Raw genomic sequence first — 25913 nt, forward strand, 5'->3', positions numbered from 1 at the left:
TTTTACGCCATAGTCGGGCTCAGAGCGGCCCACGTCACATAAGCGCGCGGGTCAGCCGTTCGCCTCGCGTCTGCTCTGCATCCGGTACTCCGTCGGCGAGATCAGAAGGCGCTTGCGGAAAATCTTCGCGAGCCTGTCGCCGTTGCCCATGCCGCTTCTGCGCGCGATCTTGTCGACCGGCAGTTCCGAATCCGTCAGAAGCGCACAGGTCACGGCGAGGCGCGCCTGCAGCAAATAATCGGATGGCGTGATGCCCATCTCGATCTTGAAGCGGCGCAAGAAGTTGCGCTCGCTCATCGCGGCCACCTGCGCCGCATCGACGACCGAAATCGGCCGTTCGCAGTTGTCCTGCAGCCAGCGCGCCGCCGCGCGGATCTTGTCGCCCGCCGACGCCACGCCGCTGTCGCCGAGGATCGACACGAGCTTCGCGGCCGAACCGGGCATCAGACGTTCGGCGACGCTGCGCGACACGTCGATGCCGAGATCGCGCTTCACGATCAGAAGCGCGCCCTTCATCGACTCGTAGCGGTCGCCGGCGTCGCCCTGCTGCTCGTCGCGCACGAGTTGCATCGCGTTGCCGTAGCGCGCCTGCGCGTCCTGCGCCTGACCGATGCCCGCGGCGTCGAGCACCTTGCGGCCCTCGGAAATCGCGCGCACGACCGTGGTCTTGGTCTGCACGCGACGCAGCCATTCGATGATGCGATCGTCCTTCGCCGCTTCTTCCGCGCCACGGCCGCCCGCGACGAAAAGCGCGTCGAAGCCGCCGTAGTGGCGCGCATCGAGACCGTCCGTCCAGACGCGCACCGACGACGAGCACGCCACGTTGCCGCCTTCGACCGACAGGAACCGCACGTCGTACGTGCAATCCGGCCGCGACTTCGCCGACGACAGCTCGTTCGCCATGTGGAAGACCTCCGCGACGATTCCCGCGCCGAGCAGCGAAAAGCCGTCGAACAGCAGGATCGCGACCTGGCGCACCTCGGTCTGCGAGGCGTTCGACGCGGGAGGCGTCCAACCCATGACTGCGGGTTCAAGAGTGGCGTAAGGCATGGTCATCCTCTGCAGCTTGTTTCCTGGAAGGCGCGGAAGAGTTGTTCGGTCATTGCGGCGCATCAATGGACTTCCCGAACTTCGCCGGGTTGCCGTGACCGATTGGAACGAAGTGTTGGCGGAATCGATCCGCTGGCTTGAATAATAAGCAGACAATGTTTTTTGTGCTCTGGATTTTCGCGCTTAAACCACAGAATCTGTTCCGCTATGAGGGTGAGCGCACATTGAAATCCTTCCCCAAATTCCGGAAAGCCTGCATTCAATGCATGGAAAACAAATACGGATTTGTCATACAAGGGTTGATTCGGCGGTTTAGCTCAATCTGATTCCCGTGCCGCCAGATCGGACACAGCGTTGCTCACTAAGCTCCGCAGGACGGCCCTGCGCGGTCCGCCGGATGCGATCGCCGCCAAGTCCGATCATTCGAATTGATTCATTTATGAAACATCGATGTGTGCGAAAGCGGACGTTCGTACCGCTGCAATCGGAAAATTTTGGTTTCGCCGTTACATTTAGGAACGATATGTAATGCGCATTTCAGACGCCGATTAAAATCCGCGAACGGCTTCGGCATTAATACTCAATGATTTTCTAATAACGCAATCGAGGTCCCCAACGTGATTTTTGATTAACCCGTTTTATTTTTATTCAAAGGCATAATGCGGTATTTTCATATGAACTTAGATGCTGCATTGCAGCGGACGCGAGATCGCGTCGAACCTGCATGCGCGCGGGACTCGGGCGCTGTCACCGTCCGCCATCGGCTAGTATTTTTGCGGCGGCGCACGCTTTGACACTATTTGCCGAATCGCCCAATTCTTGTTTTGCAATGATCGGCTGAATGCGGCTCGAATCGCGCGTACGTTCGCAATCGTCTTCACGCAAATTTTCGTACGGCGCGCGGACACGCAAATCGGTCAGGTTTGCCGCCCGCGCTGACAATGTGCTGACCGTTGCTCGTCAGCCTTGCTCGTTTCAGTCGTGAAATTCCCTCGCGCGTGCGCGCACGCACGGTCATGCGGCGTCGCAGCGGGCATCGTTTGCGCGACGCACGACTCACCGAAGCCAACCCGGAGCAACGATGCTGAGCAACGCTGATTTCCTGACGGTCGTGCGGCTCGCGCCGCTCGTGGCAATCGATCTGATCGTCACCGATGGCAACCGGCGCATCCTCGTGGGGCATCGGCGCAACCGGCCCGCGCAGGGCACATGGTTCGTTCCGGGCGGCCGCATCAGAAAAGACGAATCGCTCGATGCCGCCTACAGGCGCATCGTCAGCAACGAGTTGGGCGTCGCGAGCGCGCAGCGTTCGGCCGCACGCTTCTTCGGCGTCTACGAGCATCTCTACGACGACAACTTCGCGGGCGCCGATGGCATCGGCACGCATTACATCGTGCTCGCCTACGCGCTGACGCTCTCGAGCAAGGTTCCGATCGGCCGCTTCGATCAGCACAGCGACTATCGATGGCTTATGCCCGACGAACTGCTCGCGCGCGACGACGTGCACGAAAACACCAAGGCCTACTTCCGCTGATCCGCGCGAAAAGGCGCGTACCGAGATCATCTGCCAACACTTCGTCAATTTCGGACTCGGCGCGCGGCGGCTGCCGGGCGCCGCGTATAGTGCGCCCATGTAAGCTCACTTTCCCGCTACTTACGTTCCTGCATCGATCGGACCCCGGCCGGACACGACGCCTGCCGCGGTTCGCACAGGGAGAAGTCGATGGTGTACGCCAATGGTACGGGCCGGCTTCAGGTCGTGCGCGCGGTCGCGCCCGACGTGCCGTCCGCCGATATGACCAGCGCGGCGAAGCGAATCGGCATTCTGATCTTCGAGGACTTTTCGCTCGTCGAAGTCAGCTCGATCTCCGAGGTCTTCTCGGTCGCGAATCAGGTGCATCTGCCCGCCGACGCCAACGCACGCGCGCAGGCGCCGAATTATTCGCTGATGTTTCTGTCGAGCGATGGCGGCAGCGTGGCGAGCAGTTGCTCGATGCGGATCTGGACCGAGAGTCTCGAAACGCGCTGGATGAACGAATGCGACGCGCTGTTCATCGCGGGCGGCGTGGGCGCGCGTCATGCGCGTAACGATGCCGCGCTGCGCAAGCGCCTCGCGCGCGTGGCGCCGAAGATTCCGTTCATCAAGGCGATCGGCGAAGGCGCGCAGATTCTCGCCGCGGCCAATCTCGACGTGCAGAACCGCACGCTCGATTTCGCCGGCGAGCCGCAAGGCCGCGCGCTTGCGCCGGCGTTGTCGAATCCGCTTTTCATCGCGGAACAAACGCTCACGCTCGACGATCCCAAAGGGCCGATCGCGGCGGCGCTGTCGATCATCAAGCGCGATCACGGCGCGGCGCTCGCGCGTGAAGTATCGGAGCGCTCCATTCCGGGCGCGTGGCAGAAGCTCGCCACCGTGCTCGACGATACCGAAGCCGGCAGCGTGCGCCAGAAGATCGACGCCGCCGCGCGCTGGATCCGCGAGAACTACGTGCGGCCGATCTCGATCACCGATGCGGCGCGCGTCGCCGCGATGAGCGAGCGCAATTTCCTGCGCCGCTTCAAGGCGCAGATCGGGCTGACGCCGTCGGAATATCTGTTGCGCGCGCGGCTCGATGCGAGCTGCATGTTGCTGGCCGCGACCGATCTGCCGGTCGACAAGATCGCGCGGCGCTGCGGCGCGGGCAGCGGCGACGGCCTCGCGAAAATCTTCCGCAAGCGGCTCTCGATCTCGCCGACCGAATACCGGATGGCAGGCCGCCGAAAACAGGGCGACGGTTCGTAAACGTCCGGAGCCGGCCTAGAACAAATACGCATGGAATCAAAGGTACTCTGGACGCTTTCGAATCTCGGCGACGCGGCCTTTCTGCTGCCACTCGCGCTCGTCTGCGCGCTGTGGCTGCGCACGGTCGACGTGCGCCTCGCGGTGCGCTGGGCCGTGATGCTCGCGATCGGCATGGGGCTCGTCGGTCTGTCGAAGATTCTCTATGCCGGCTGCGGCGTCGAGATCGCCGCGATCCAGTTGCGCATGATCAGCGGACACACGATGCTCGCCGCGTCGATCTACACCGTCGCGGGCGGCTTGCTGTTCGGCGCATTCGGCGGAAGCTGGCATCGGCTGGGCGCGGCGGGCGGACTCGCGCTCGCGGCGGCCATCGGCGCGAGCCGCATCATGCAGGACGCGCACACGCCCGCCGAAGTCGTCGCGGGCTGGGTGCTCGGCGCGGTCATCGCCGCCCTCTTCCTCATGCGCGTCTTCGAAACGCCGCGCAAGATGCCGCGCGCACTCGTCGCGGGTTGCGCGCTGCTGGCGGTTTCGTCGATCGCCTACGGCCATCACGCGCCGTTCCAGCGGATGATCGAGCACTATTCGTGGCGGCTCTGTCAGGGACTCGGGCTCTGAGCTTCGCGTCAGTTCACTCGCAGCGCATGGGCTGACGAACTTCAGTATGATCGCAGGCTCTTTTCTCTCGCGCGCCCATCGAGGCGCGCGATCACGTTTCCGGGATCGAGCATGGACCGCTTCCTTGCAATGAAAGTCTTCGCGCGAGTCGTCGAGGCGGGCAGTTTCTCCAAGGCAGCCGATGCCCTGCGCCTGCCGCCCGCGAGCGTCTCGCGCACGCTTCAGGCGCTCGAAGCGCATCTCGGTGCGCGCCTCATCAATCGCACGACGCGCAGCATCAGCATCACCGAAGACGGCGAAGCCTATTACGAGCGCTGCGTGCGCGTGCTCGGCGAAGTGGACGACATGGAAGCGTCGCTGTCGCATTCCAAGCTGAGTCCCAAGGGCAATGTGAAAGTCAGCCTGCCGCAAGTGATGGCGAAGAACACGATCATTCCCGCGCTGCCGGAATTCTTCGCCGCGTATCCGGATATCGGCGTCGAGCTGGTGCTGACGGACCGGCAAGTCGATCTCGTCGAGGAAGCGGTCGATTGTGTCGTGCGCGTGGGCGCGGTCGGCGATGTCGGGCTGGTCGCGAAACGCATCGGCGCGTATACGCAGATCACTTGCGCGTCGCCGGGATACATCGAAAAGCACGGCGAGCCGACGTCGCTCGATGACCTCGAGCAGCATCTCGCCGTCGGCTATGTGCTGAACAACTCGGGACGCGTGCGCAACTGGGAATTCGTCGTCGATGGCGAAACGCGCACCATCGCGATGAAGCACAAGATCGCCGTGAACGACGGCGATTCGTATATCGCGGCGGGCGCCAACGGGCTCGGGCTGATTCAAAGCTCGAGCTATACGCTCGACCCGCTCGTCAGAAGCGGCGCGTTGAAGGAAGTGCTACGGGAATATCCGTCGTATCCGCGCGTGGTGTCGGTGCTGTATGCGGCCAACCGGCATCAGCCGAGGCGCGTGCGCGTGTTCATCGACTGGGTTGCGGAGTTGTATGCGCGCCTGCCGTCGTTTCAGGTGAGCAAGGGAAACTGAACGCGGGCGTCGTTTGCGGCGATGCATCCGCGAACGGCATCGCGCGCCAGTCGTAATCGCGATAGGCGCGCTCGAGCGCGCGCAGATCGGCGGGCCGCGCGCTCGCGTGCACGCCCTCCAGATGCGGCAAGCTGAATTCCACCTTGACGCAGTTCGCATAATCGCGCGCGCGCATGTTGGCGGGGATCGTCGTGAAGAACGCGGTCGTCGGCACGTCGAATCCCGCGCCGGCGTGTAGCGCCGCCGTATCCGCCGTGACGAGATAGCGCGCGCGCCCGATCCACGCGAGGAAATCGTCCGTGTCGATGCAAAACGGCGCGATATCGCGATAACGCGGATCGTCGACGGGCCCGAAACCCATCACCGGCAGGCCCGTTTCATCCGCGAGACGCGCGACGATACGCGCGCGCATCGACGCCGGAATGCTGCGCACCGGCGTGCTCGCGTTCGGGCAAAACAGCGCGTATGGCTCGTTTGCGATCGGCTTGAGCGGCACATCGGCGAGCCAGCGATTGCGCTTGTCGGCGGCGGCGATGGTCGAAGGCGCGACGCCCATCGCCCAAAGGAAGAAGTCGATCATCGGCATCGAGGCGAAGCGCGGCCAGAAAAGCTGATTGCCGACGTCGATCTTCGGTTCATCGGCAGGCAGGCTCGCGAGCGGCACGGGCAGACCGACGATATCGGCGAGACGCGGCGCGGCAAGCTCGTAAAGACGCTGCACGTAGCGCGGCGCGCGCGCCGGCCGATAGATCGTGAACCGAAGATGCGGATGAAGGCGCTTGACGGCGGAGAGCGCCGTAAGCCCGATGATCGAATCGCCGAGCGTGACGCCGAACGCGTTGACGAGATGCACGCGGCGCTCGCGCGCATAGTCGGCGTCGAAGGGTTCGCGGCCCGCGTTCAGGATGGTGGCGGGTAGCGCGGAGAACGCGGATGCATCGGCGTGCGCGACTTCGAGATCGTAAGGCGCGACGATCTCGCCGCTTAGCGATAGCAGCGATCCCGCGTGGGTCAGCGCATGGACTTCGTCGAGCGTCGTCATGCGTGACCCCGTTGCGGTCAGCCGGCCGCGCCGCGTTCGTTCGCCGCCTTCGCGACGGGCACGCTTTGCAGCACGGGCATCGTCGCCGTCTGATACTCGGGCACCCAGCGGCGCAGATCGCGGCGCACTTCTTCGTCGGAGAGCACGCGATGCTGCATCAGCCAGGGCAGCAATTCGTCGATGAAATCGTCCGGCACGCCGCGCGCCTGCGCGATGCGCAGCTTCGGATGCGGCGTGCGCGTGGTGGTTTCGTCGTCGGCGAGCAGTTCTTCGTAGAGCTTTTCGCCCGGACGCAGCCCAGTAAACGTGATGCGGATCTGCTCTTCCGTGAAGCCATAGAGACGGATGAGGTCGCGCGCGAGATCGACGATTCTCACGGGCTGGCCCATGTCGAGAATGAAGATCTCGCCGCCGCGCCCCATGCTCGACGCCTGCAGCACGAGTTGCGCGGCTTCCGGAATCGTCATGAAAAAGCGCGTGATTTCCGGATGCGTGACCGTGACAGGACCGCCCTTCGCAATCTGCTGCTGAAATTTCGGGATCACGCTGCCCGCGCTGCCGAGCACGTTGCCGAAGCGCACCGTCTCGAACTGCGTGCGCGGCGCGGATTGCTGCAGCGCCTGACAGGCCATCTCGGCGAGACGCTTGGAGGCGCCCATCACGTTGGTCGGGTTGACGGCCTTGTCGGTGGAGATCAGCACGAAATGGCGCACGTTGTGGCGAATCGCCGCGCGCGCGACGCGCAGCGTGCCGAGCACGTTGTTGCGCACGGCCTGCCACGCGTTCTGCTCTTCCATCAGCGGGACGTGCTTGTAGGCCGCCGCATGGAAAACGATGTGCGGCGTGAAGCGCGCCATCGTCTGATCGAGCAGCAGCGAATCCTTCGCGTCGCCGACGACCGGAATCACCGAGCACTCCGGAAACTTCTCGTGCAGTTCCTCGATGAGGCGATACATCGCATATTCGGAGAGGTCGTAGGCGATGAGCTGCGCGGGCGAGAAACGCAGAATCTGACGGCACAGTTCCGAGCCGATGGAGCCGCCGCCGCCCGTCACCATCACGACGCGCCCGTGGAGCAGTTGCTCGACGTGCGGCATGTCGATCTTCACCGGCTCGCGGCCGAGCAAGTCTTCGAGGTCGATCTGCCGCACGCGCGACAGGAAGTTGCCGCCTTCGGTGAGCGGCGTGAGCGCGGGCAGCACCATCACCTTGACGCCGGCGCGCACGCACAACGTGGCGACGCGCCGCTGCTCCTCGACCGACGCCGAAGGAATCGCGATGATCACGTAGTCGGTCTTGTACTGCTCCGCGAATCGGGAGAGGTCGCTGAACCCGCCGAGGACCTTGTGGCCGAGCACTTCGCGGCCCTGCTTGGCGGGATCGTCGTCGAGCAGGCCGACGAGACGCCATTCGCTGGAGCGCGCAAGCTCGCGGGCGAGCATCGCGCCCGCCGTGCCCGCGCCGAGCACGATCACGGGCTTGCCCTGGCCGACCAGACCGCCGTACAGATAGAACTCCTTGCCCGCGCGATAAAGCGCGCGCGCGCCGCCCATCGCGAGAAACAGCAGAAGCGGCGAGACGATGAGCACCGAGCGCGGGATGATCGGCGTCGGCTGCGACATCACCGCGCCCACCATCACGACGAGCGCGCCCACGACGATCGATTTGGAGATACGCATCAGGTCCGGCAGGCTCGCGAACACCCACATGCCGCGATACAGCCCGAAGACGCGAAAGACGATGGCATAGACCGGCACGACCCACAAGAGCGCGTGCAGCGCGCCATCGCGGAAATCATGCGGCACGCTGCCGTTGAAGCGCAGCAGGTAAGCGACGACCCAGGCTCCGACGACGGCCACGAGATCGAAGCCGAACGCCCCCGCCGATAGCCATGTAGCTTTTATTCGATTCATCAGCATGGACCCTCAAGATTGTCCGGTATGGCGCGTTTCATGACGACGCCACTGCGCGTCGACGACCGCGCCCGCTGCCACAACCACGACTGCCCAGCCCGCAACCGCCGCCCACTGCCCCGTGACGGAAAACCACAGCGCCCAGTTCGCGAGGATCATGCCCGCCAGCATGAGCAGATACCACGTGAGCGCGGTGCGCGCGTGCCCCATTCCGAGGCGCACCATGCGCTGATAGTAATGCTCTCGATGCGCCTGCCAAAATTTTTCACCGCGCGCGAGGCGTCGCAGCAACGTGACCGTGGCATCCGCGATGAACGGAGAAAACACGAGCGCCGGAAACCAGACGGGCCATGCGCCCCGTTGCCAGCCCCAGAACCCGAGCGCGCCTGCGAGAAATCCCAACGGAATAGACCCGGCATCGCCGAGAAAAATCCGAGCCGGATGGAAATTGAGGGTCAGGAAACCGGCCGCCGCTCCGGCGATCGCCGCGCTCGCCAGGCCGAGATCGGCTTGCGGCGCGGGTCCGGCGAGCGCCGCGAGCGCGTAGCCGCCGAATCCGAACAGCGCCATGCCGCCGGCGAGCCCGTCGGAGCCGTCCATGAAGTTGTAGAGATTGACGAGCCACAGCATCAGAAAGCCGACGAATGCGAGCGCCCACCACGGCGCGTTCGCCGGATGCGCGACGATCACGAGCGTCACCGCGACGATATGCGCCGCGAAGCGCACGCGCGCGGGCAAGCCGCGGCGGTCGTCGATCTGCGAGACGGCCGCGAGGAAGACCGCGCATGCCGCGACGAGCCACATCGACGGGGCCGCGACGAGAAGCGCGACGACGGCGACCGGCACGATGCCCCAGCCGCCGACGCGCGGCGTGGGCCGTTCGTGCAGCGAACGCTCGTTGGGGATATCGGTGGCGAGGCGCCACGCGAGGCCCGTGCGGATGAGCGTCCGCAGAATCAGCGCGCAGGCGGCGAACGCCAATACCGCGACCGACATCGCGGCCAACGGCGGCGAAGCTTGGAAATACGAATGCAGCATGCGTTGTTATGAGTTGTCGAAAACGAAGCCCCGATCGTCCCGGCGACTTTTATCCCGGGCAAACCCGCAAGGATACGCGAACGGTCGCCGGAATGAGTCGTAAATAACTGACGGATAACGAAAATCGCGCCGATATCGAAGCCGCGCATATTTTAACGTTCGCGACGGACGTTTCCGGTCGCGAGAACCGTTTATTGCGCGCGCGTCGAGCGAAACCACGCGGCCGTGGCGGCGAGGCCTTCGTCGAGCGATTGCGGCGCTTGCCAGCCGAGCGTCTCGCGGATGCGGCTCGAATCGAGGCGCAGGCTGCCGGTCAGCCGATCGATCTGCGCGGTCTTGCCCGTCAGACGCCCGACGCCGCGCAAGAGTCCCACCGGCACCGGCACGAGCCGCGCCGGTTTGCCGAGATGTTGGCCGAGCTTGCGCGCGAGTTCGGCGACGCTCGGGTCGTCGCCGTCCGTGACATGGAACAGGCGGCCCGCCGCGGCCGGATGGAGCGCGCATTCGATCGTCGCGCTCGCGAGATTGTCGACGGAGACGAGGCTGCGGCGCGCATCGATCGCGCCGAGCGGCAACGGGATGCCGCGCGCGATCGCGTTCATCATCGCCAGGAAATTGGCGCGCACGCCGGGGCCGTAGACGAGCGGCGGCCGCACGATGGCGATTTCCAGCCCGGTGCGGCTGCCGAATTCGAGCAGTTTCACTTCGGCTTCGGCTTTCGACACGCCGTAGGCATCGGGCGGATTGCGCGCGTCGTCTTCGGTGAACGGGCGGCCCGGATCGCTTTCGCCGAGCGCCTTGACGCTGCTCATCATGACAAAGCGCGTGACACCCGCTCGCCGCGCGGATTCGGCGGCGGCGAGCGTGCCGTCGACGTTGACCGCCCGATACGCCTTCAACACGGCCTGCGATTGGGCGGCGGCGTCGGCCATTACGTGGACGCGCGCCGCAAGATGGATCACTGCGTCGCAACCGGCAAAGGCTTCGGGCGCGATCGAATCGAGGCCGTCGATATGGCGCACGTCGACGCCCGGTTCGCACTGCGCGTCGCGCCGCACGAGCCCTGTCGCGCCGATCCCGCGCGCCGCGAGCGCACGGCTCACCGCGCGGCCGACGAAGCCGTTGGCGCCGGTTATCGCGATGCGTCGGCCGGATTCGCTCATAGCCATTTCCAGCCGAAACGGTTGAAGAACCGGTACGCCGACGTGACGAACAGCTTGATGTGCACCGAGCCTTTCTTCGCCGCGCCGCCGCCGTGATGCAGGATTCGCACCGACGGCACATAGGCGATGCGCGCGACGCGGCGCGTGCGCAGGCTCAGGTCGTAGTCCTCGAAATAGAGGAAATAGCGCGGATCGAAGCCGCCGAGCGACTTGAGCACATCGGTTCTGAAGAGCATGAAGCAGCCGCTCACGATCGGCGGATCCCACACGATATTGCTGTCGCCGATGACATCGCGCATTTCGTAGCGCGCGAGGCGCCCCGCGAACGGCTTGCGCAGCGCCGACGGCAGAAAGCCGCGCACGAAAAGGTCGAGCACGGTCGGATAGCGGCGGCAAAGAAACTGCTGACGGCCGTCGTCGCCGCCGATCCACGGCGCGAGCAGACCGGTTTCCGGCGAGCCGTGCAGAAAGGCGAGCGCGCGGCGCAGGCCATCGGCATTGAGTTCGACGTCGGGATTGAGAATCAGATGGAAGCGGCTGTTCGCGCGCTCGATGGCGAGATTGTGGCCGCGTCCATAACCGACATTGCCGTGCCCTTTGAGCACCACGGTGTCGAATTCGGCATCCGAGGGCGCCGGCAGGTCGGCGAGCTCGCCCGGATTGCCGTTGTCGATCAGATACAGGCACGGGCGCCCGGCGACATCGTGCAGTTGGGCGAGCGCGGATTCCAGCGTTTCGACGGTGCGCGCGAGCAACGCGGCATCGGGCCGGTAGACGACGATGGAAATGCTGAGAGTGATCGGCGGGGCGTTCGCGTTCATCGGACAAATGGGGCGTCCGCGCCACGAAAGGAAAACGGACCGCATCGACGGGTGGAAGACGCCAAGATTGTCCTTAATGTCGGAGGTTTCGGCAACCGCGGGCGGCGGGGCGTCGCGTCAGGCGAACGTGCGAAACACGTAGCGCTTGTCGAGGCGGTACTTGATCACATAACCGATCGCGAGACCGATGCAGCCGCCGACGTAGCGCATTTCGGCCGTTCCGAAGACGTGATTGAAGCCGAATTCGACGCCCCAGAAAATCGCTGTGGTGACGAGGCCCATCGTGACGTAGAGCGTGAACATGGTCGCGTCGTGACGCGCATTCTCCGCCTTGAAGCGGAAGATCCATTTCTTGTCGAGCAGATATTTCACGACGAGACCAACGCCCGTGCCGACGAACACCGACAGCAAAACATGCCAGGGGCCGCTATAGACGCGCGTAGTCAGATCCTGCGCGCCGATGTTGGCAAGCGTCGCGATGGCGGCGAAAAAGGTGTAGAGCAGCGCGAGTTGCATGTGTTCAGAACATGGTTCGGTGGTTCGGCGTTTTTCCGGCGCTACGTCACACGTTGCTTGGCGGAAAAATCGACACCATATACGATGTGCCTGGAAAACTCGACAAAGCCGGTGCCGAAGCCGTCGCTGAGAAGACGGCCAGGCCCGGTTCCGCCCGGTCGTGGGCTTAAGCAATCATCTCAACGTGAATTGAATGAGCAAGCCCATCGTCGTCGATCTCGATGGCACGTTGATTCACTCCGACATTCTCGTCGAGAGCGGATTCGCCTTCCTGAGATCCTCACCGCAGAAATTCTTCAAGCCGCTGCTGTGGCTTTCCAGCGGCGGCAAGTCCGTGCTCAAGTCGCGGCTCGCCGAGCACGTGAGCATCGATGTCGCGACGCTGCCCTACAACACGCAGGTCGTGAACTGGCTGAAGGACATGCGCGCCGCGGGCCGCACGATCGCGCTCGCCACCGCGAGCCATGAATCGTTCGCGCATCGCATCGCGGAGCATCTCGGCATCTTCGATCGCGTGTTCGCCACCGACGAGCGCGTCAACCTTTCCGCGCATCGCAAGCGCGACCGGCTCGTCGCCGAGTACGGCGAGAAGGGCTTCGATTACGTCGGCAATTCGCACGATGACATGTCCGTCTGGGCCGCCGCCGATCGCGCGTATGTGGTCAATCCGCACGCGGGCGTCGTGCGCGCCGCCTCGAAGCACGACAACGTCGAACAGGTCTTCGAGAATCGCCCGCCGACGCTCAAGGTCTGGGCCAAGTCGCTGCGGCTGCATCAGTGGCTGAAAAACGTGCTGATCTTCGTGCCGCTGCTCGCGGGGCATCAGCTGAAGTCGCCGGCGGCCATCGAGTCCGCCGTGATTGCGTTCTTCGCGTTCGGGCTGTGTGCATCGAGCGTGTATCTGCTGAACGATCTGCTCGACTTGCAGGACGACCGGCAGCATCCGGTGAAGCGCCGGCGCCCGCTCGCCGCCGGCACGATGCCGCTCGCATGGGGCATGGCGCTCTGCCCTGTCCTGCTCGCCGCCGCGTTCTCGATCGCGCTCACGTTCTTGTCGTGGAAATTCAACGCGGTCCTGCTCGGCTACTACGTGCTGACGCTCGCCTATTCGCTCGCGCTCAAGCGTCAGGTGATGATCGACGTCGTCGTGCTTGCCGCGCTGTACACCACGCGCATCGTCGCGGGCGCCGCGGCGATCCATGTCCCGCTCACTTTCTGGCTGCTAGCTTTCTCGATGTTCGCGTTCCTGAGCCTCGCGCTCGTCAAGCGCTACACCGAGCTTCACGCGATGATGAAGTCCGGGCGCGAAGGCGCGCGCGGGCGAGGTTATCTGGCGAGCGATCTGGCCATCGTGTCGTCGCTGGGAACGTCGTCGGGTTATATCTCGGTGCTCGTGCTCGCGCTCTATATCCAGGACGAACGCACCACCGTGCTTTACCGGCATCCGCAATACATCTGGATGGTGTGTCCGCTGATGCTCTACTGGTTCAGCCGGACATGGGTCATCACGCATCGCGGACGCATGAACGACGATCCCATCGTGTTCGCGGCGCGCGATCGCATGAGCCTCGTCGTCGTCGCGCTGTGCGGCTTCGCGTTCTGGCTCGCGATCTGACCGATGAGCGAACTGCTCTCCTGGGGCCGCTACCCGCGCCTGCCGCAGACCGCGCACGCCGCGCACTGGCGCGACGAAGCGCAGGCGCGATGGCGCGACGTGCAGCGCGAACATGGCACGACGCTCGCGTTCGGCAATGGCCGAAGCTACGGCGACGTCTGCCTCGCGAGTTCGAATCACGTCTTTCAGACGCTCGCGCTCGACCGGATCATCGCCGCCGACTGGACGCGCGGCATCGTGCGCGCCGAGCCCGGCATCACGTTCGAGCAGATTCTCGCGCTCGCGGTGCCGCGCGGCTGGATGCTGCCGGTCACGCCGGGCACGAAGTACGTGACGCTGGGCGGCGCGATCGCCAACGACGTGCACGGCAAGAACCATCACGTGCGCGGCACGTTCGGGCGGCATGTGCGCGCGTTCGGCCTCGCGCGCAGCGACGGCACGTTCATCGAATGCTCGCCGGAATCGAACACGGAGATGTTCAATGCGACGATCGGCGGGCTCGGGCTGACGGGACTCATCCTGTGGGCCGAGTTCTCGCTGATGCCGATCCGCACGAGTCTCATCGACGTGACGAGCATCCGCTTCGGCAAGCTCGACGAGTTCTTCGATCTCTCGGAAGAGTACGACGCGAAGCACGAGTATTGCGTCGCGTGGGTCGATTGCGCGAGCCGCGGACCGGCGCTCGGGCGCGGCATCTTCATGGCGGGCGATCACGCGATCCACGGCTCCCTCGATGTCGAACAGCGCAACACGCGCCGCGTGCCGTTCACGCCGCCCGTTTCGCTCATCAACGGCCTCACGCTGCGCGCGTTCAACGAGCTGTACTACCGGAAGCAGCGACGCGCGATCGAGCTTTCGCGCGTCGGTTACGACGGCTATTTCTATCCGCTCGACAGTCTGCTCGAATGGAACCGCATCTACGGGCCGCAGGGGTTTCAGCAGTATCAGTGCGTCGTGCCGGCAGCGAGCGCGCGCGATGCGGTGCGCGCGATGCTCGATCGCATTTCATCGAGCGGCACGGGTTCGTTTCTCGCGGTGCTCAAGCGCTGCGGGAACATTCCGTCGCCGGGGCTGCTGTCGTTTCCGATGGAAGGCACCTCGCTCGCGCTCGACTTTCCGCAGCATGAATTGCGTAATTCGCAGCTCTTCGACGCGCTCGACGCGATCGTGCGCGATGCCGGCGGACGCATCTATCCGGCCAAGGACGCGCACATGTCGGGCGCCGATTTCCGCGCCGCTTATCCCCGATGGCAGGCGCTCGAATCGCTTCGCGATCCGGCCATGCTGTCGCATTTCTGGAAACGAATGACCGGCCTATGAAGAACATCGTCATCGTGGGCGCCACGTCCGCTATCGCCATCGCCTGCGCGCGAGAATGGGCCGCGAGAGGCGCGCGCTTCTTTCTCGTCGCGCGCAACCAGGAACGCATGGAGCAGGTCGCCGCCGATTTGACGGCGCGGGGGGCGGCTTCGGTTGCCACGTATCGGCTCGATATCGACAAGCTCGACGATCACGCCGCGATGCTCGCTGACTGCGCCGCGCACATGGATTCGATCGATATCGTGCTGATTGCGTCGGGCACGCTGCCGGACCAGGCGGCCTGCCAGAGCGATCCCGCCGTCGCGGTGCGCGAGTTTCATACCAATGCGCTTTCGCTGATTGCGCTCATCACGCCGATCGCCAATCGGCTCGAGGCGCAGCGGCACGGGGCGCTCGCGGTGATCTCGTCGGTGGCGGGCGATCGCGGGCGTCCGTCGAATTATCTTTATGGCAGCGCGAAGGCCGCGTTGCAGGCGTTTCTCGAAGGCTTGCGCGCGCGGTTGTTCAAGGTCGGCGTGCATGTCGTCGATATCAAACCCGGCTTCGTCGCCACGCCGATGACTGCGGGGCTGCCGTTGCCCGGCCCGCTCGTCGCCACGCCAGAGAAGGTCGCGAAGGATATCGTGCGCGGAATCGACAGGAAGAAGGACGTGGTTTATACGCCGTGGTTCTGGTGGGGGATCATGCTGATCATCCGCAATGTGCCGCGGTTCGTGTTCAAGCGGGCGTCGCTTTAGGGGAAGGCGTGCATCGACATCAGGCATGGCACGGTGGGAGTTGTGGCATCATCTTTTTTTACAAAGTTGCGCCCTCCCCTGATGAGACCCCAGAACGATCGCGCCCTGCCCGCCGCCGTTGCATCGAAGCATGCCAAGAACGAAGACCTCGAAGTGCTCAGAGCGGTCGCGATCGGCTTCACGATTCTTGCTCATTTCCCCGCGCTGCTCTGGTATGCATCCGAGTTTCCGACCAACAACCGCTATTTCAATTTCGGCAGCGGCGTCGATCTCTTCTTCTGCATTTCCGGTTTCATCATTACGCGGTCCATTCTCCAAAGCCGGTCGCGCAGGCCGGATAGCGGGCCGTTCGGCGAATTCGCATTTCCCTTCTGGATAAAGCGATTTTTCAGGCTCGCGCCGTCGGCGTGGTTGTGGATCGTCGTTGGCATGGCGTTGAGCTTTCCACTCGACAAGACGGGTTTCTATGCGCCGTTCAACGTCAACTTCAAGGAAGGTTTGACGGCGCTTCTTCAGGTCGCCAATTTCGAAGTGGCGATGTGCCGGCCAAAGAACGAATGCGGCAGCCTTGCGATTTACTGGTCTCTGGCGCTCGAAGAGCAGTTCTATCTGATCTTTCCTTTTCTCATTGCTTTCTGCTCCCGGCGTCTGCTCGCGATGATCATGCTTGTGGTCGTCGCCGCCCAGTTCTTCATTCCGCGCCCCGTCACGTCTCCGCTGTGGGCGTTTCGCACTGACGCGATCGCGCTGGGTGTGCTCATCGCGCTGTGGAGCAGGACGCCCGGTTACGCGACGATGAACCCGCGCATCCTCCGGCATCGCCTATTCGCGATACCCGTGCTGACCATCCTGTTTGCGGCGCTCGCCACGCTCGGGTCAAAGGTATTGATTGGATCGGTGTCCACGGGGCTGATCGCGTTCGTATCCGCTGCGATCGTCTGGATCGCCTCGTATGACGCGAACTACATCAAGCTCCCGGGTCTTCTCAAACGAATCCTGGTCGCCATCGGCGCGCGGTCTTACGTGATGTATCTCACCCACTATCCGGCGCTCTTTTGCGCGAGCGCGATATGGCGCGCGTTGTCGCATCGTTTCGCCATGCTGGATGCGGCCAATATTCTGCCGCCCATTCTGATCTTCATCGTGCTGACGGCCGCCTTTACCGAATTCACACACCGGATCATCGAAGATCCACTGCGTCGAAGAGGCATTCGAATAGCCGACGCCGTCAGAACGAGACTCGCGCAACGGCGCATGGCGCTTTCGGCGAACTGAAGTCCGCTGAATCGGCGCGCCTTCAGCGCCTGGGATCGGACGGTGCATGGGGGGCGCGCGGCTTCATTCGAAGATCTTCTTGAAGCACGGGAAGACATCGACTTCCCCGCCGACTGCGATTGCGTATGGGCTTCGCACGTTCCGGAGCATCAGAGCAACATCGGCCTTTTCCTCGGGAGAATCGCTTCCATACCGATCCGTTCGACGGGAACATCGCGCGGCTGAACTGGTAGGCAAACGCTGCGCGCCGGACACACTCACTCCGACGCGGACGCCTGCTTGAAAACCCAGAACTTCGAAGAGAGGAAATTGACGCCCAGGCCGCAGATCGAACCGGCCGCGACCGCGATGACGGGCAGATAGTGCGTCTTCGGCAGCAGCACCACCACGGCCGTATACGCGCAATAGTTCACCACGCCGCCCGCCGACATCGCCACCAGATAGCGCCACCACTCGCGCCATAGTCCGCCCGGCGCCTCTGCGTCGAAGGTAAAACGCCGGTTGATCTGCCATGTGACCACGACCGCCGCAATGAACGAGATCGCCCGGCCCGCGAAGTAGCCAAGGCCGCACGCGAGCATCAGGTAGAGCACTGCGATATCGACGAGAAAGCCGACGGTTCCGGCGACAGCGAACAGAATGAATTGTTTCATCGTGGCGAAATGGGCCAGTCAGGGGTTGTAATGCCCGAGGCAGGCTTTGAACAAGACCTTGAGCACCGCCCAGTTTCCCCGAATGCCGCTGATCTTGGTGGGTGTGTCGCCCGTGGCGGGATAACGTCTCACGGTCGGCAACTCGATGCATCGAAAGCCGAGCTTCGGCACGCGGTAAGACAGATAGGCCAGAAGTTCGTACCCGGAAAACACCGAGCGAAACGGCGCAATGCGGGCATCCCTCAACATGCGGCTGCTGTAGGCGCGAAAGCCCTGCGTCGTGTCGGTCCAGCGGAAGCCCGACGCGAGCGAGAGCGCGGGTGCGTGAATCAGACGGATCGCGAGGTCGCGCGACACGGGCGTGTTTTCCGCCACGCCGCCAGGAAGGAAGCGCGACGCCTGCACGAAATCGTAGCCTTCCTTCAAGGCGTCGATGAACCGCGCGATCGGATCCGGATCGTCCTTGTCGTTGCCGTCGATCGTGACGATGCCCTCGTAGCCCTGCTCGAGCGCAAACGCATAGGCGCAGCGCAGTTGCGCGCTGAGTTTGCCGGGTCCGCGTTTGACCAGCAAACCGCGCACGCCGACGCTGTCCAGAAAGGCGGGCGCGAGTGAGCCGTCGGTGCTGCCGCCGTCGACGACGATCACATCGGCGATTCCGTCGACATCGATCGCGTGCATGCGCGAAAGAAGCCGCTGAATGCGTTCGCCCTCATTGATGACCGGGATGACGACGCAGTAGTCGCGCGTCTTGCCGCGCCAGATCGGCGCATCGAAGGCGGGAATCTCGGCCGTGCTGTCCTGCAGGCGCCCGGCTGCGCTATGGATGGAGTTCACTGCGTGTTCTTCCTGAAGGATGCGGCCGCGGATCGATATGTGCCACAAACGAATGCCAGCGCAGCATCGATGTCGGCAAGTCGCGTCTCGGCACGGCGCGTCAGCATTTCGATCGTGACGAGCGGATGGATCGCGGATCCGGACAACGCACGCGCGAGCGCGCCGTGATAAGACGCCGCCGAAGCAGGCGCCGATCCCACGGGTACGAGATCGGGCTCGCTCACGTGAACATGACCGATGACGTCCTCGAATGCCCGAATCGCGTGCCCGACATCTTCGCCGTTGATCGCGGACGCACCGCTGTCGAACTGGAGGCGAATGGCCCGATGGTCCACCGCGCGGACGATATCGGCGGCGCTGGCCGTATCGGTCATGAAGTTGCAGCCGTATTTCGGCGGGTTGGGTTCGAGGCAGACGATCACGCCGTGATCGTCCGCCACGCGAGCGAGCCGGCCGAAAAATTTCACGGCGCTTTCCTTCGCGGCATCCGGAGTCAAATCACCGATGTCGCGGTTCTTCGGCGAGCCGAACGTGAGACGCACGCCCTCTTTGCTGGCGAGTCCCTCGCCGATGCGGCAGACCGCCCGCAGACGATCGAGCATGCGGTTTTGCGTGTCGACGTCGCCGAAAAGGTTCAGCCCCGCGGTGCCGAACAGCAGCGACTGCATGCCGACGATCTTAATGCCGCGATCGGCCCACATCGTGCGAACGGCGGACGTCTCCTCGGCCGTCGCGCCGTCGATATCGGGGAAATACTTGCTGGGCGCGATGTCGATCGCGTCGACGCCATGTTTGTTCAGCAGGGCGACGACCTGCTCGTCCTCGTCCGGCTCCCACGCGAGATTGGAGATGGAGACTCTCATCACGACGACTCCTTTGCGCGGCGGGGCTCGGATTGCGCATACGCCCGGATTGCCATCAACGATTCGCGCTTGCTGTATTGATAGCGGCCGCTTCCGCCCAGCGCTTCGGCGAAGCGGGACTGCATGTCGTATCGCGCCGGCTGATTCTGCGTCTGGTTGCCGAATTCGATACCGAACCCTTCGCGCGCGAGCTCTCCGACCGTCACGGGTTCCGCCGTCAGGTGCACGAGATCGAGGCCGGCTTTCAGCGCGAGGTCGATGTCGGACCAAAGATTGACCATGGGATAAAACTGGAACGCCGCGCGACTGTCGACCGCCGCGAGATTGTTGTCGTTCAGCAGATCGAAGATCACGTTCTTGCGCAGGCCGGGCCCGACGAGACCCGGCAGGCGAACGATCAAATGGCGCTCGAAACCCGCCGATGCGCAAAATTCCTCCAGCATGCGCCGATTCGCGCCATACGCATGGAGGTTTCGCACATCGACGCTCGAATCTTCGTCGACATTCAGCGGGTTCCCGAACACATCGACCGTGCTGATGAGGATGAACGTCTTGCAACGCATCGCCCGCAAATGGTCGATGAGCGATTCGATGCGCTCGCGGTCTGCCTGCGGTTCGCGATTGGCGATCCACTTCTGTGCGGGCGCACCGGCGCAGACGACGGTGTCGAACGTCTGCCCCCGAATATCGGCGATGTTGGTGGAACGGTACGTGTTCTCGAATGACCGCTGACGCAGCAAGGTCGTTCCCACAAATCCTGAATAGCCGATCAAAGCATCTGGCATGGCGAAATCCGATGTGTTGAGTAAGGATCAACGGACGGGAAGAGACACGGCATCGAGTCTTTCGAGAACGTCGAACACGTTGTCGATTTTCCCGCCGAGTATCGAGAAGCAGCGCGGCATTTGCGCATGCCGTTCGAGCAGGATTGGACGTCCGTCGTCGCGTTCGTTGTTCAAGAGCACGCTCTTGATTTCGAACAGCGAGTCCGCGTACTGCGCATCCTCGAGGATCGGCAGATAGCGCGCGCTATCGCGCACCATGCGGTCCACCCTGCTTACCCTCGAATAACGCTCGAGCATCTCTTCCGTGTCGAATGCGTCGTCTTCGATCCATTCGACATGAGGCGTGTATCGCACGTGGGAGAGGCTGTGCAGCCCTTTCGAAGGAAACGGCATGAACGAGAAGAACGGGCCGTCCATGACCGTAACGCCGATGTCCTCCAGCGCTCGTGGCGGCTTCATCAGGGCCATTTCGGTGACCTGATGCTTGAGCCCCGTGCTTGCCTTGGGAAAATCGCCCGACAGACGATTGATTCTACTGTAAGTGCAATTGAACACCCATTGCGCATCGATCGGCCAGTGCTCACCCGTCCTCACGTTCTCCACGATCGCGCCGAGCGCGTCGGCCCGGTTGCTCAGCGAACGAACTCTGGAGTTGAAGCGGACATCCACGTTCAGTTCCTTCATGCGCTGCGCCATGAGCTCGCGCAGAACGAGAGAATCGAACGCGTATTCCTGCACCGCGTAGACGCTGCGAATCAGGCGTTTCTCGAACAACGCGGCATGAGCCGGCGACGCGAGTTCGAGTTGCGCGCCGATGCTGCGGCAGAAGCGCTCGAACTGTCCGGGCGCGACGTTGGAATTGCTGGCGATCGCATACAGCTTGACGAAATCGGACCTGACCGCCGGCCCGAACTGCTCGACGAAGCGAGGAAAATTCACCCGGCTACGAATGCCGGTCGTCACGCTGCGCGGATAGTGATAGCCGTTGTGCACGCGTGCCTGATTGGTGAACGACGCCCGCGTCATCAGCTGTTCTTCCTGCTCGAGCACGAGCACCCGCGAAAAACCGCGCTGCTCGCGGAGATAGCATGCGAGCGCCGCGCCATAGAACCCGCCGCCTATGATCAGCGCCTGTTCCTCGACGGCGCGACGCACCTCGCTCATGGAGCATTCTCCGTGGGACTTTCCTTCGCGTCCGACAAGTCGCCATGAGTCTCGATGTTCAGCCTCCGGCGACCCGACATCTCCGCGCTCGTGAACTCCTGCGCAATGTGGTACGCGGGGCCGTCGCTGCTGGCACGCGCGACATTGAGCAGATATTCGCCCAGCACGAGCATGACGAGCGACAGAAGAAAGAACATGCCCGATTGCTGCAGGGACAACGTGACCCACCCCGGCGCGACATCTGACTTGAACATCGCGATGAGCAGAACGTACGCGGAATATATGACGTTCGCGCCGGCGCCGAAAAGCGTCAGCGCCGTCACGAGCCGCATCGGCACGCGCGTCGTCGAGACCAGCAGCCGCATGCCGCGATCGAAGCCATCTTCCAGGCGCTTGACCGTCGCGTCGGTCGGCGCGCTTCTGTACCGCAGGCTCTTGCGTGCGAATCCCGCTGTCACAGGCAGATGCCGGTAACTCACCGCGGGATGCTGATGCCGCAACAAATGATGCACGACCTTGCGGCTCAGCAGCCGGAACGGCGGCGCGTCGCGCTCCAGGTCGATACCGGACAGGCGTCGGTAAAGCACGTTGAACACCGAGGAGCAGACGCGATAGGCGAACGTGCGGCGCGGCTTGGTCTCATTGACGGCAAGGACCACGTCAGCGCCCTCGCTCGCCGTGCGCAGCATCTCACCGATGAAATCGATCTGATCCAGAAGCGGATCGATGATGGCAACGTAATCCCCAAGCGAATGCTCCACGCCAACGGACGCCGCCGTGTCCGAATCGACTTCCTTCGTCAGAGTGAAAACCTGGAGATTCGGAATACCGCCGACGCTCGTCAGCTTTTTCAGGCGGGCGACGGATTCGTCGGTGGACGCATTATCGACAATGATCAATTCATGATCGCGCGCGAGAGACGCAACCGACGCGGATATTGCACGAATCATACTGTCCAGGCGACTGTCGCAATTTCTCGTCAGGACGACAACCGAGAGAAAAACGGGCAACTGTTCCATCGTCGTTTCAGTATTCGTTGTCAGTTCTGCAATTCATCGGCATAAGCACGCTTTGCGGCGTCAGGCGCCTGGCCAATACGCTTGCGCAACCGGCGCAGGGATGGCGCGATCGCCGAGCAGTACTGCAACGCGAGAATGCAGAAACCGATGCCGATGGTGGCCGAGAAAATGTCCCACTCATACATGAAGTGCCACATGATGTGTTGATAAGCGAACACGTACCACGATACATAGGATATCGGCGCCCATACGAACACCAGCTTTTCCAGTCTTGAAAGACGCTGCAAACGCACTAACAAGGCGATGGTTGCGATTGCGAAGACGTTGCCTTCCGTGAGCTTCCATTGGAAAAACCAGGGAAACACGAACGCGGTGTCGCCCATTCGGCCGCGTATCGTGTCAAAGAACTTCGTGGTGAACGGCAACGGAACGCTGTCGAAGCTTGCGGTCCGGTGAGTCAGCGTCGAAAACGCGAGTTCTGCGCCAACGCGCAAAGAGCTTCGGCCGATCGCATGGCAGACGATCAGCACGTGATCGAAGGCGGCGATGAGAAAGCCCAGGCAGACGGATGCGAACACGAAAACTGCCACACGGATGACCTGTCGCGGCGAACCGCGCAGAAAACATAAGGCCGCGAATACGGAGTTGATCGTATAGACCGTCGCGAACTCATAGCCGCGCGAGAAATTCAGGAATGAGAGCGCCACGAAGCCCGCATAAAGCACGCGATTCGACCATCTGCCGGCGGCGAAAGCGCTCCACGCGAACGGCGCATAAAATACGGCCGTTATGAAATACAGGTTCTGTGAGAAAAACACCAATCCGGCCATCGATGACAACAAGATCGGCACGAGCGGCGCGCAATTCAAATGGTACTCTCTTGAAATTCGCCGGAAAAAGACACAGAGAATCAACGCGAGCAAAAACGCATTCAACATACGGAATGCGCCCAGGAAAATGTCGATTTGCTTTTCCGTTTTCAAACCGAGGCCACGCGCAACCAGCGAGGCAGCGTAGCCTTGCAAGGCGAGATTGGCGAGATAAGTCCTCGTTCCGTCCGGATAATACGCGAAGTCTTTATCTGCATAACCGCGCGGAACGATCAGCAATACACCCTTGTTCTCCGTGCCGAGAATCTCGTTTTTTACTTTATCTCTAATTAGATACTCAGAGAAGGAGTCGACAATGTCGATATATTTTCCATTGCCATCGCCTACATCGTGGCGCAATCCGGCCGGATTAAAAATAAAGATCGTCGCAATAATGATCGGGAAGAGCACCAACCAAGCCAGCCGCTGCATGAAAGCCCCTATAGATCTCTGAATTCGGCCGTCCCGACGCCTCGAAGCGTGCCCGAATCTGGGGATTATATCAGCGACGCCCGGATCATCTAAAAAACAAGCTCTAGTCTGCGGCTGAAGCGACTCGACTCCAGAGGTAATAAATACTTAAGGAGCCCAGGATAAGCGGGTAAATTCGAAAGAGCACCCATCATTTCGTCGCTAAGCAGTTATAGCGACACGGGTGCCCTCTCGTGTATGAGTTCAACCGGAACAGAAATGCGTACGATCAGATACCGACCGCACGTGCGTCGTTTGCGGTTTCCTCGGCGATGCGCGGCGGCGACGGTACATAGATCTTCAGCGCGCGGTGCGTATAGCCGAGCAACGAAATATGTCCTTCGGACGAACCGCATACAACATAGTCGAGATAACTGTTGCTCCAGCGCAGCGAATGAATGCCACGTGGAATTCCCTCGAATTCGCCAAGATAAACGCCGATGGCCGGACGCGACTGCGATGCCCATATATCCTGGAGCATCGGCAAATAAAGATTGTCCGTGCCGAACAAAAGCAATTCGGACGGCGCGTGTGCATTGATCAGTTGTCGAACGCAATCGCGGTGTTGCGGAACGAACTGAATTTTTCCCTTCGAATCGAGCGCAAGAATGACATGCGTCGACGATAACGTCGAGAAAAAGTCGCTCGCGCCCTGTCGCAGTTTCTCAATCATCGCAGGAAGGCGAAAATCCCTTCCGGCATGCAGCGACGCGTTAAAACGCCTCAATTGCGCTGCACGGCGGACTTCGTTCGTCTTTCGCATATTGACGACATTGTCGTAAGACGAGTTTTGTCCGGAATGCACGCGATGGTAATAAACCGCCTTCGGCACGTGCAGCAGCGGCGCGATCTCCGACACTTTAAGCGCGACGTCCCAATCCTGAACGCCGTCGGTGCCTTCCGCAAATCCTCCCACGCGATCGATCAGTTCCTTCCTGATGACCTTTAAATGCGACGCGACCATATGGTCGAGCAGATTTTCCGCGTGCGTCCGCGTTTCACGCAATTGAGGCTGCCCGCCGTACGGACGCGCGCGCTCTTCGCCAGCCTCTTCATTGATATCGATGCGGTCGGTGAACACATATCCGGCAGGCGTTTGTTTCAGCGCATCGGCCACGGACATCAATGCGTCAGGCACGAGCCAGTCGTCGCAATCCAGAAACGCGATGTACTCCGCAGTGGCCGCAGCCACGGCAACGTTTTGCGCGTGACAGATTCCGCCATTCTTTTCCAGCGTGATGACTTCGACGGTCGGAAGCTGCGCGGCGAGTTTCGAAAGGATTTCCTTCACACGCGGATCGGGCGACGCATCGTCCACGCAAATGATTCTTTGCGCGGCAAAAGTCTGAGCCGCTGCGCTCCTTATGCATCTTTCCAGATGATCCGCGTGATTATAGACGGGGATAATAATATCGATTTGTGGGCCGGCCATAATCTACTTTGCAAACGACAACAGATAATTGACTTCATCGTGCGCCAAAGCCGGCGACGGATTCACCGCGTCTACCGTGCCAAAAAAACGCACGTAAAAACGGTTGTAATGCTCGAGCAGGCTCTTTTGCGATTCATCGTCGAGCGGTGCGCCCATATTCCGAAGATGCTGTATCGCCCGTAGATATGACAGCGCCATCGAACGTCCGTCCTTGCACATATTCGAATCGTGCTGCCGATACACGGCGCCGACAAAGTCGGAATATGCAAATCGAGCGCCGGTCGTTGCAAGCGTGACCCAGAAAATCCAGTCCTCCTTGGCTCGCAGTTGCTCGTTGAAGCGAATCGCGCCAATGGCGGACGCGCGGAACAGACCGCAATGAATCGGAATCGTGAGGCCGCGTTCCCAATACTTGACGAACGAAGACGGATCGTATTCGAAACCGGCAATCGTCGAGACACCCAGGCGCCAGAAGCGGGATCGGCTCGCGTCGCACATCACGAATTCCGTGAGATGGACGTCGATCGACGGATCGGCCTCCATCGCCTCGATCTGCAAATCGAGCTTGTTCTGTGTGACGAGGTCGTCGGAGTCCAGGAACTGGATGTACCGCCCTCTCGCCGCATCGAGCCCGGTGTTGCGGGCGGCGGGCAAACCGCCGTTCGCGCGCGAGATCACCCTGACTTCCTGACGCGGCCCTTCGGATCGAATCCGGGCCAGGCAACGACGCGTCAGCGAATCGGTAGATCCATCGTCGATGATGAGCACCTCGTGATGCGAAGAACACGACGCATTGACCGATTCGACAAGGTCGGCCAGGTACTGGCCCTGGTTGTAACAAGGAACGACCACGCTGACCAAAGGCTGAGTCGTCTGCTCCTTCATGTTTCGTTGCTCC

General features: G+C 62.3%; 24 protein-coding genes. 8 read left to right on the top strand and 16 right to left on the bottom strand.

Going from position 1 to position 25913, the window contains the following annotated elements:
- Positions 1-51: 51 nt before the first annotated feature.
- Positions 52-1050, bottom strand: coding sequence for a GlxA family transcriptional regulator (locus tag QCE49_RS10100; RefSeq protein ID WP_033537200.1), 999 nt, complete (start codon positions 1048-1050; stop codon positions 52-54).
- A gap of 1081 nt (positions 1051-2131) precedes the next feature.
- Here QCE49_RS10100 and QCE49_RS10105 point away from each other — a divergent pair.
- The 4 genes from QCE49_RS10105 (at position 2132) to QCE49_RS10120 (ending at position 5482) form a co-directional block, all read left to right on the top strand.
- Positions 2132-2584, top strand: coding sequence for a GDP-mannose mannosyl hydrolase (locus tag QCE49_RS10105; protein ID WP_034472787.1), 453 nt, complete (start codon positions 2132-2134; stop codon positions 2582-2584).
- Between the two features lie 189 nt (positions 2585-2773).
- On the top strand, positions 2774-3832 hold the full coding sequence (locus QCE49_RS10110) for a GlxA family transcriptional regulator (protein WP_034472789.1): 1059 nt from the start codon (positions 2774-2776) through the stop codon (positions 3830-3832).
- A gap of 30 nt (positions 3833-3862) precedes the next feature.
- The gene (locus QCE49_RS10115; RefSeq protein WP_034472792.1) at positions 3863-4450 is read left to right on the top strand and encodes a phosphatase PAP2 family protein; all 588 of its coding nucleotides are present in this window, start codon (positions 3863-3865) and stop codon (positions 4448-4450) included.
- 111 nt (positions 4451-4561) lie between these two features.
- Positions 4562-5482, top strand: coding sequence for a LysR family transcriptional regulator (locus QCE49_RS10120; protein WP_033537194.1), 921 nt, complete (start codon positions 4562-4564; stop codon positions 5480-5482).
- Here the strand turns inward: QCE49_RS10120 and QCE49_RS10125 are convergent.
- The 6 genes from QCE49_RS10125 to QCE49_RS10150 form a co-directional block, all read right to left on the bottom strand.
- Complete coding sequence (locus QCE49_RS10125) at positions 5418-6524, bottom strand: ADP-heptose--LPS heptosyltransferase (RefSeq protein WP_250457482.1); 1107 nt, start codon at positions 6522-6524, stop codon at positions 5418-5420. The two genes, QCE49_RS10120 and QCE49_RS10125, sit on opposite strands and share 65 nt — an antisense overlap.
- Before the next feature lie 17 nt (positions 6525-6541).
- Entirely contained in the window at positions 6542-8437 is a 1896-nt protein-coding gene (locus tag QCE49_RS10130; RefSeq protein ID WP_175980403.1) for a nucleoside-diphosphate sugar epimerase/dehydratase, read from the bottom strand.
- Positions 8438-8449: 12 nt separating this feature from the next.
- Entirely contained in the window at positions 8450-9475 is a 1026-nt protein-coding gene (locus QCE49_RS10135) for a glycosyltransferase family 4 protein (protein WP_051996840.1), read from the bottom strand.
- A gap of 191 nt (positions 9476-9666) precedes the next feature.
- Positions 9667-10638, bottom strand: coding sequence for an SDR family oxidoreductase (locus QCE49_RS10140; RefSeq protein WP_250457481.1), 972 nt, complete (start codon positions 10636-10638; stop codon positions 9667-9669).
- Positions 10635-11459, bottom strand: coding sequence for a glycosyltransferase family 2 protein (locus QCE49_RS10145; RefSeq protein ID WP_034474349.1), 825 nt, complete (start codon positions 11457-11459; stop codon positions 10635-10637). Before QCE49_RS10145 ends, QCE49_RS10140 begins: the two co-directional genes overlap by 4 nt.
- A 117-nt stretch (positions 11460-11576) precedes the next feature.
- Positions 11577-11975 (bottom strand): GtrA family protein, encoded by a 399-nt coding sequence (locus tag QCE49_RS10150; protein WP_008342550.1) that lies wholly within the window; start codon positions 11973-11975, stop codon positions 11577-11579.
- A gap of 193 nt (positions 11976-12168) precedes the next feature.
- Between QCE49_RS10150 and QCE49_RS10155 the strand changes: the two genes are divergently transcribed.
- The 4 genes from QCE49_RS10155 to QCE49_RS10170 all read left to right on the top strand — a co-directional run bounded on the left by QCE49_RS10155 (position 12169) and on the right by QCE49_RS10170 (position 16922).
- Complete coding sequence (locus QCE49_RS10155; RefSeq protein WP_250435030.1) at positions 12169-13590, top strand: UbiA family prenyltransferase; 1422 nt, start codon at positions 12169-12171, stop codon at positions 13588-13590.
- A 3-nt stretch (positions 13591-13593) separates the two neighbouring features.
- Complete coding sequence (locus tag QCE49_RS10160; protein ID WP_250457480.1) at positions 13594-14910, top strand: FAD-binding oxidoreductase; 1317 nt, start codon at positions 13594-13596, stop codon at positions 14908-14910.
- On the top strand, positions 14907-15647 hold the full coding sequence (locus QCE49_RS10165) for an SDR family oxidoreductase (protein ID WP_250457479.1): 741 nt from the start codon (positions 14907-14909) through the stop codon (positions 15645-15647). Before QCE49_RS10160 ends, QCE49_RS10165 begins: the two co-directional genes overlap by 4 nt.
- Before the next feature lie 81 nt (positions 15648-15728).
- The gene (locus QCE49_RS10170; protein ID WP_250435034.1) at positions 15729-16922 is read left to right on the top strand and encodes an acyltransferase; all 1194 of its coding nucleotides are present in this window, start codon (positions 15729-15731) and stop codon (positions 16920-16922) included.
- 257 nt (positions 16923-17179) lie between these two features.
- Here the strand turns inward: QCE49_RS10170 and QCE49_RS10175 are convergent, their stop codons facing one another.
- The 9 genes from QCE49_RS10175 to QCE49_RS10215 form a co-directional block, all read right to left on the bottom strand.
- Positions 17180-17575, bottom strand: coding sequence for a GtrA family protein (locus QCE49_RS10175; RefSeq protein ID WP_250457478.1), 396 nt, complete (start codon positions 17573-17575; stop codon positions 17180-17182).
- Between the two features lie 18 nt (positions 17576-17593).
- On the bottom strand, positions 17594-18412 hold the full coding sequence (locus QCE49_RS10180; protein WP_250457477.1) for a glycosyltransferase family 2 protein: 819 nt from the start codon (positions 18410-18412) through the stop codon (positions 17594-17596).
- Complete coding sequence (locus tag QCE49_RS10185; RefSeq protein WP_250457476.1) at positions 18409-19275, bottom strand: sugar phosphate isomerase/epimerase; 867 nt, start codon at positions 19273-19275, stop codon at positions 18409-18411. The genes QCE49_RS10180 and QCE49_RS10185 overlap by 4 nt, the downstream gene beginning before the upstream one ends.
- Positions 19275-20060: an NAD-dependent epimerase/dehydratase family protein gene (locus tag QCE49_RS10190; protein ID WP_250457475.1), complete on the bottom strand. Its 786-nt coding sequence runs from the start codon at positions 20058-20060 to the stop codon at positions 19275-19277. The genes QCE49_RS10185 and QCE49_RS10190 overlap by 1 nt, the downstream gene beginning before the upstream one ends.
- 27 nt (positions 20061-20087) lie before the next feature.
- Positions 20088-21224: an FAD-dependent oxidoreductase gene (locus QCE49_RS10195; protein WP_250457474.1), complete on the bottom strand. Its 1137-nt coding sequence runs from the start codon at positions 21222-21224 to the stop codon at positions 20088-20090.
- The gene (locus QCE49_RS10200) at positions 21221-22243 is read right to left on the bottom strand and encodes a glycosyltransferase (protein WP_250435041.1); all 1023 of its coding nucleotides are present in this window, start codon (positions 22241-22243) and stop codon (positions 21221-21223) included. The genes QCE49_RS10195 and QCE49_RS10200 overlap by 4 nt, the downstream gene beginning before the upstream one ends.
- Before the next feature lie 20 nt (positions 22244-22263).
- Complete coding sequence (locus QCE49_RS10205; RefSeq protein WP_250457473.1) at positions 22264-23544, bottom strand: hypothetical protein; 1281 nt, start codon at positions 23542-23544, stop codon at positions 22264-22266.
- Positions 23545-23812: 268 nt separating this feature from the next.
- Positions 23813-25015, bottom strand: a complete 1203-nt coding sequence (locus tag QCE49_RS10210) for a glycosyltransferase (RefSeq protein ID WP_250457472.1) — start codon at positions 25013-25015, stop codon at positions 23813-23815.
- Between the two features lie 3 nt (positions 25016-25018).
- Positions 25019-25900, bottom strand: coding sequence for a glycosyltransferase family 2 protein (locus QCE49_RS10215; protein WP_250435046.1), 882 nt, complete (start codon positions 25898-25900; stop codon positions 25019-25021).
- Positions 25901-25913 lie beyond the last annotated feature (13 nt).

Origin of the sequence: Caballeronia sp. LZ008 (assembly GCF_031451435.1) — a bacterium.
Lineage (GTDB): Bacteria > Pseudomonadota > Gammaproteobacteria > Burkholderiales > Burkholderiaceae > Caballeronia > Caballeronia zhejiangensis.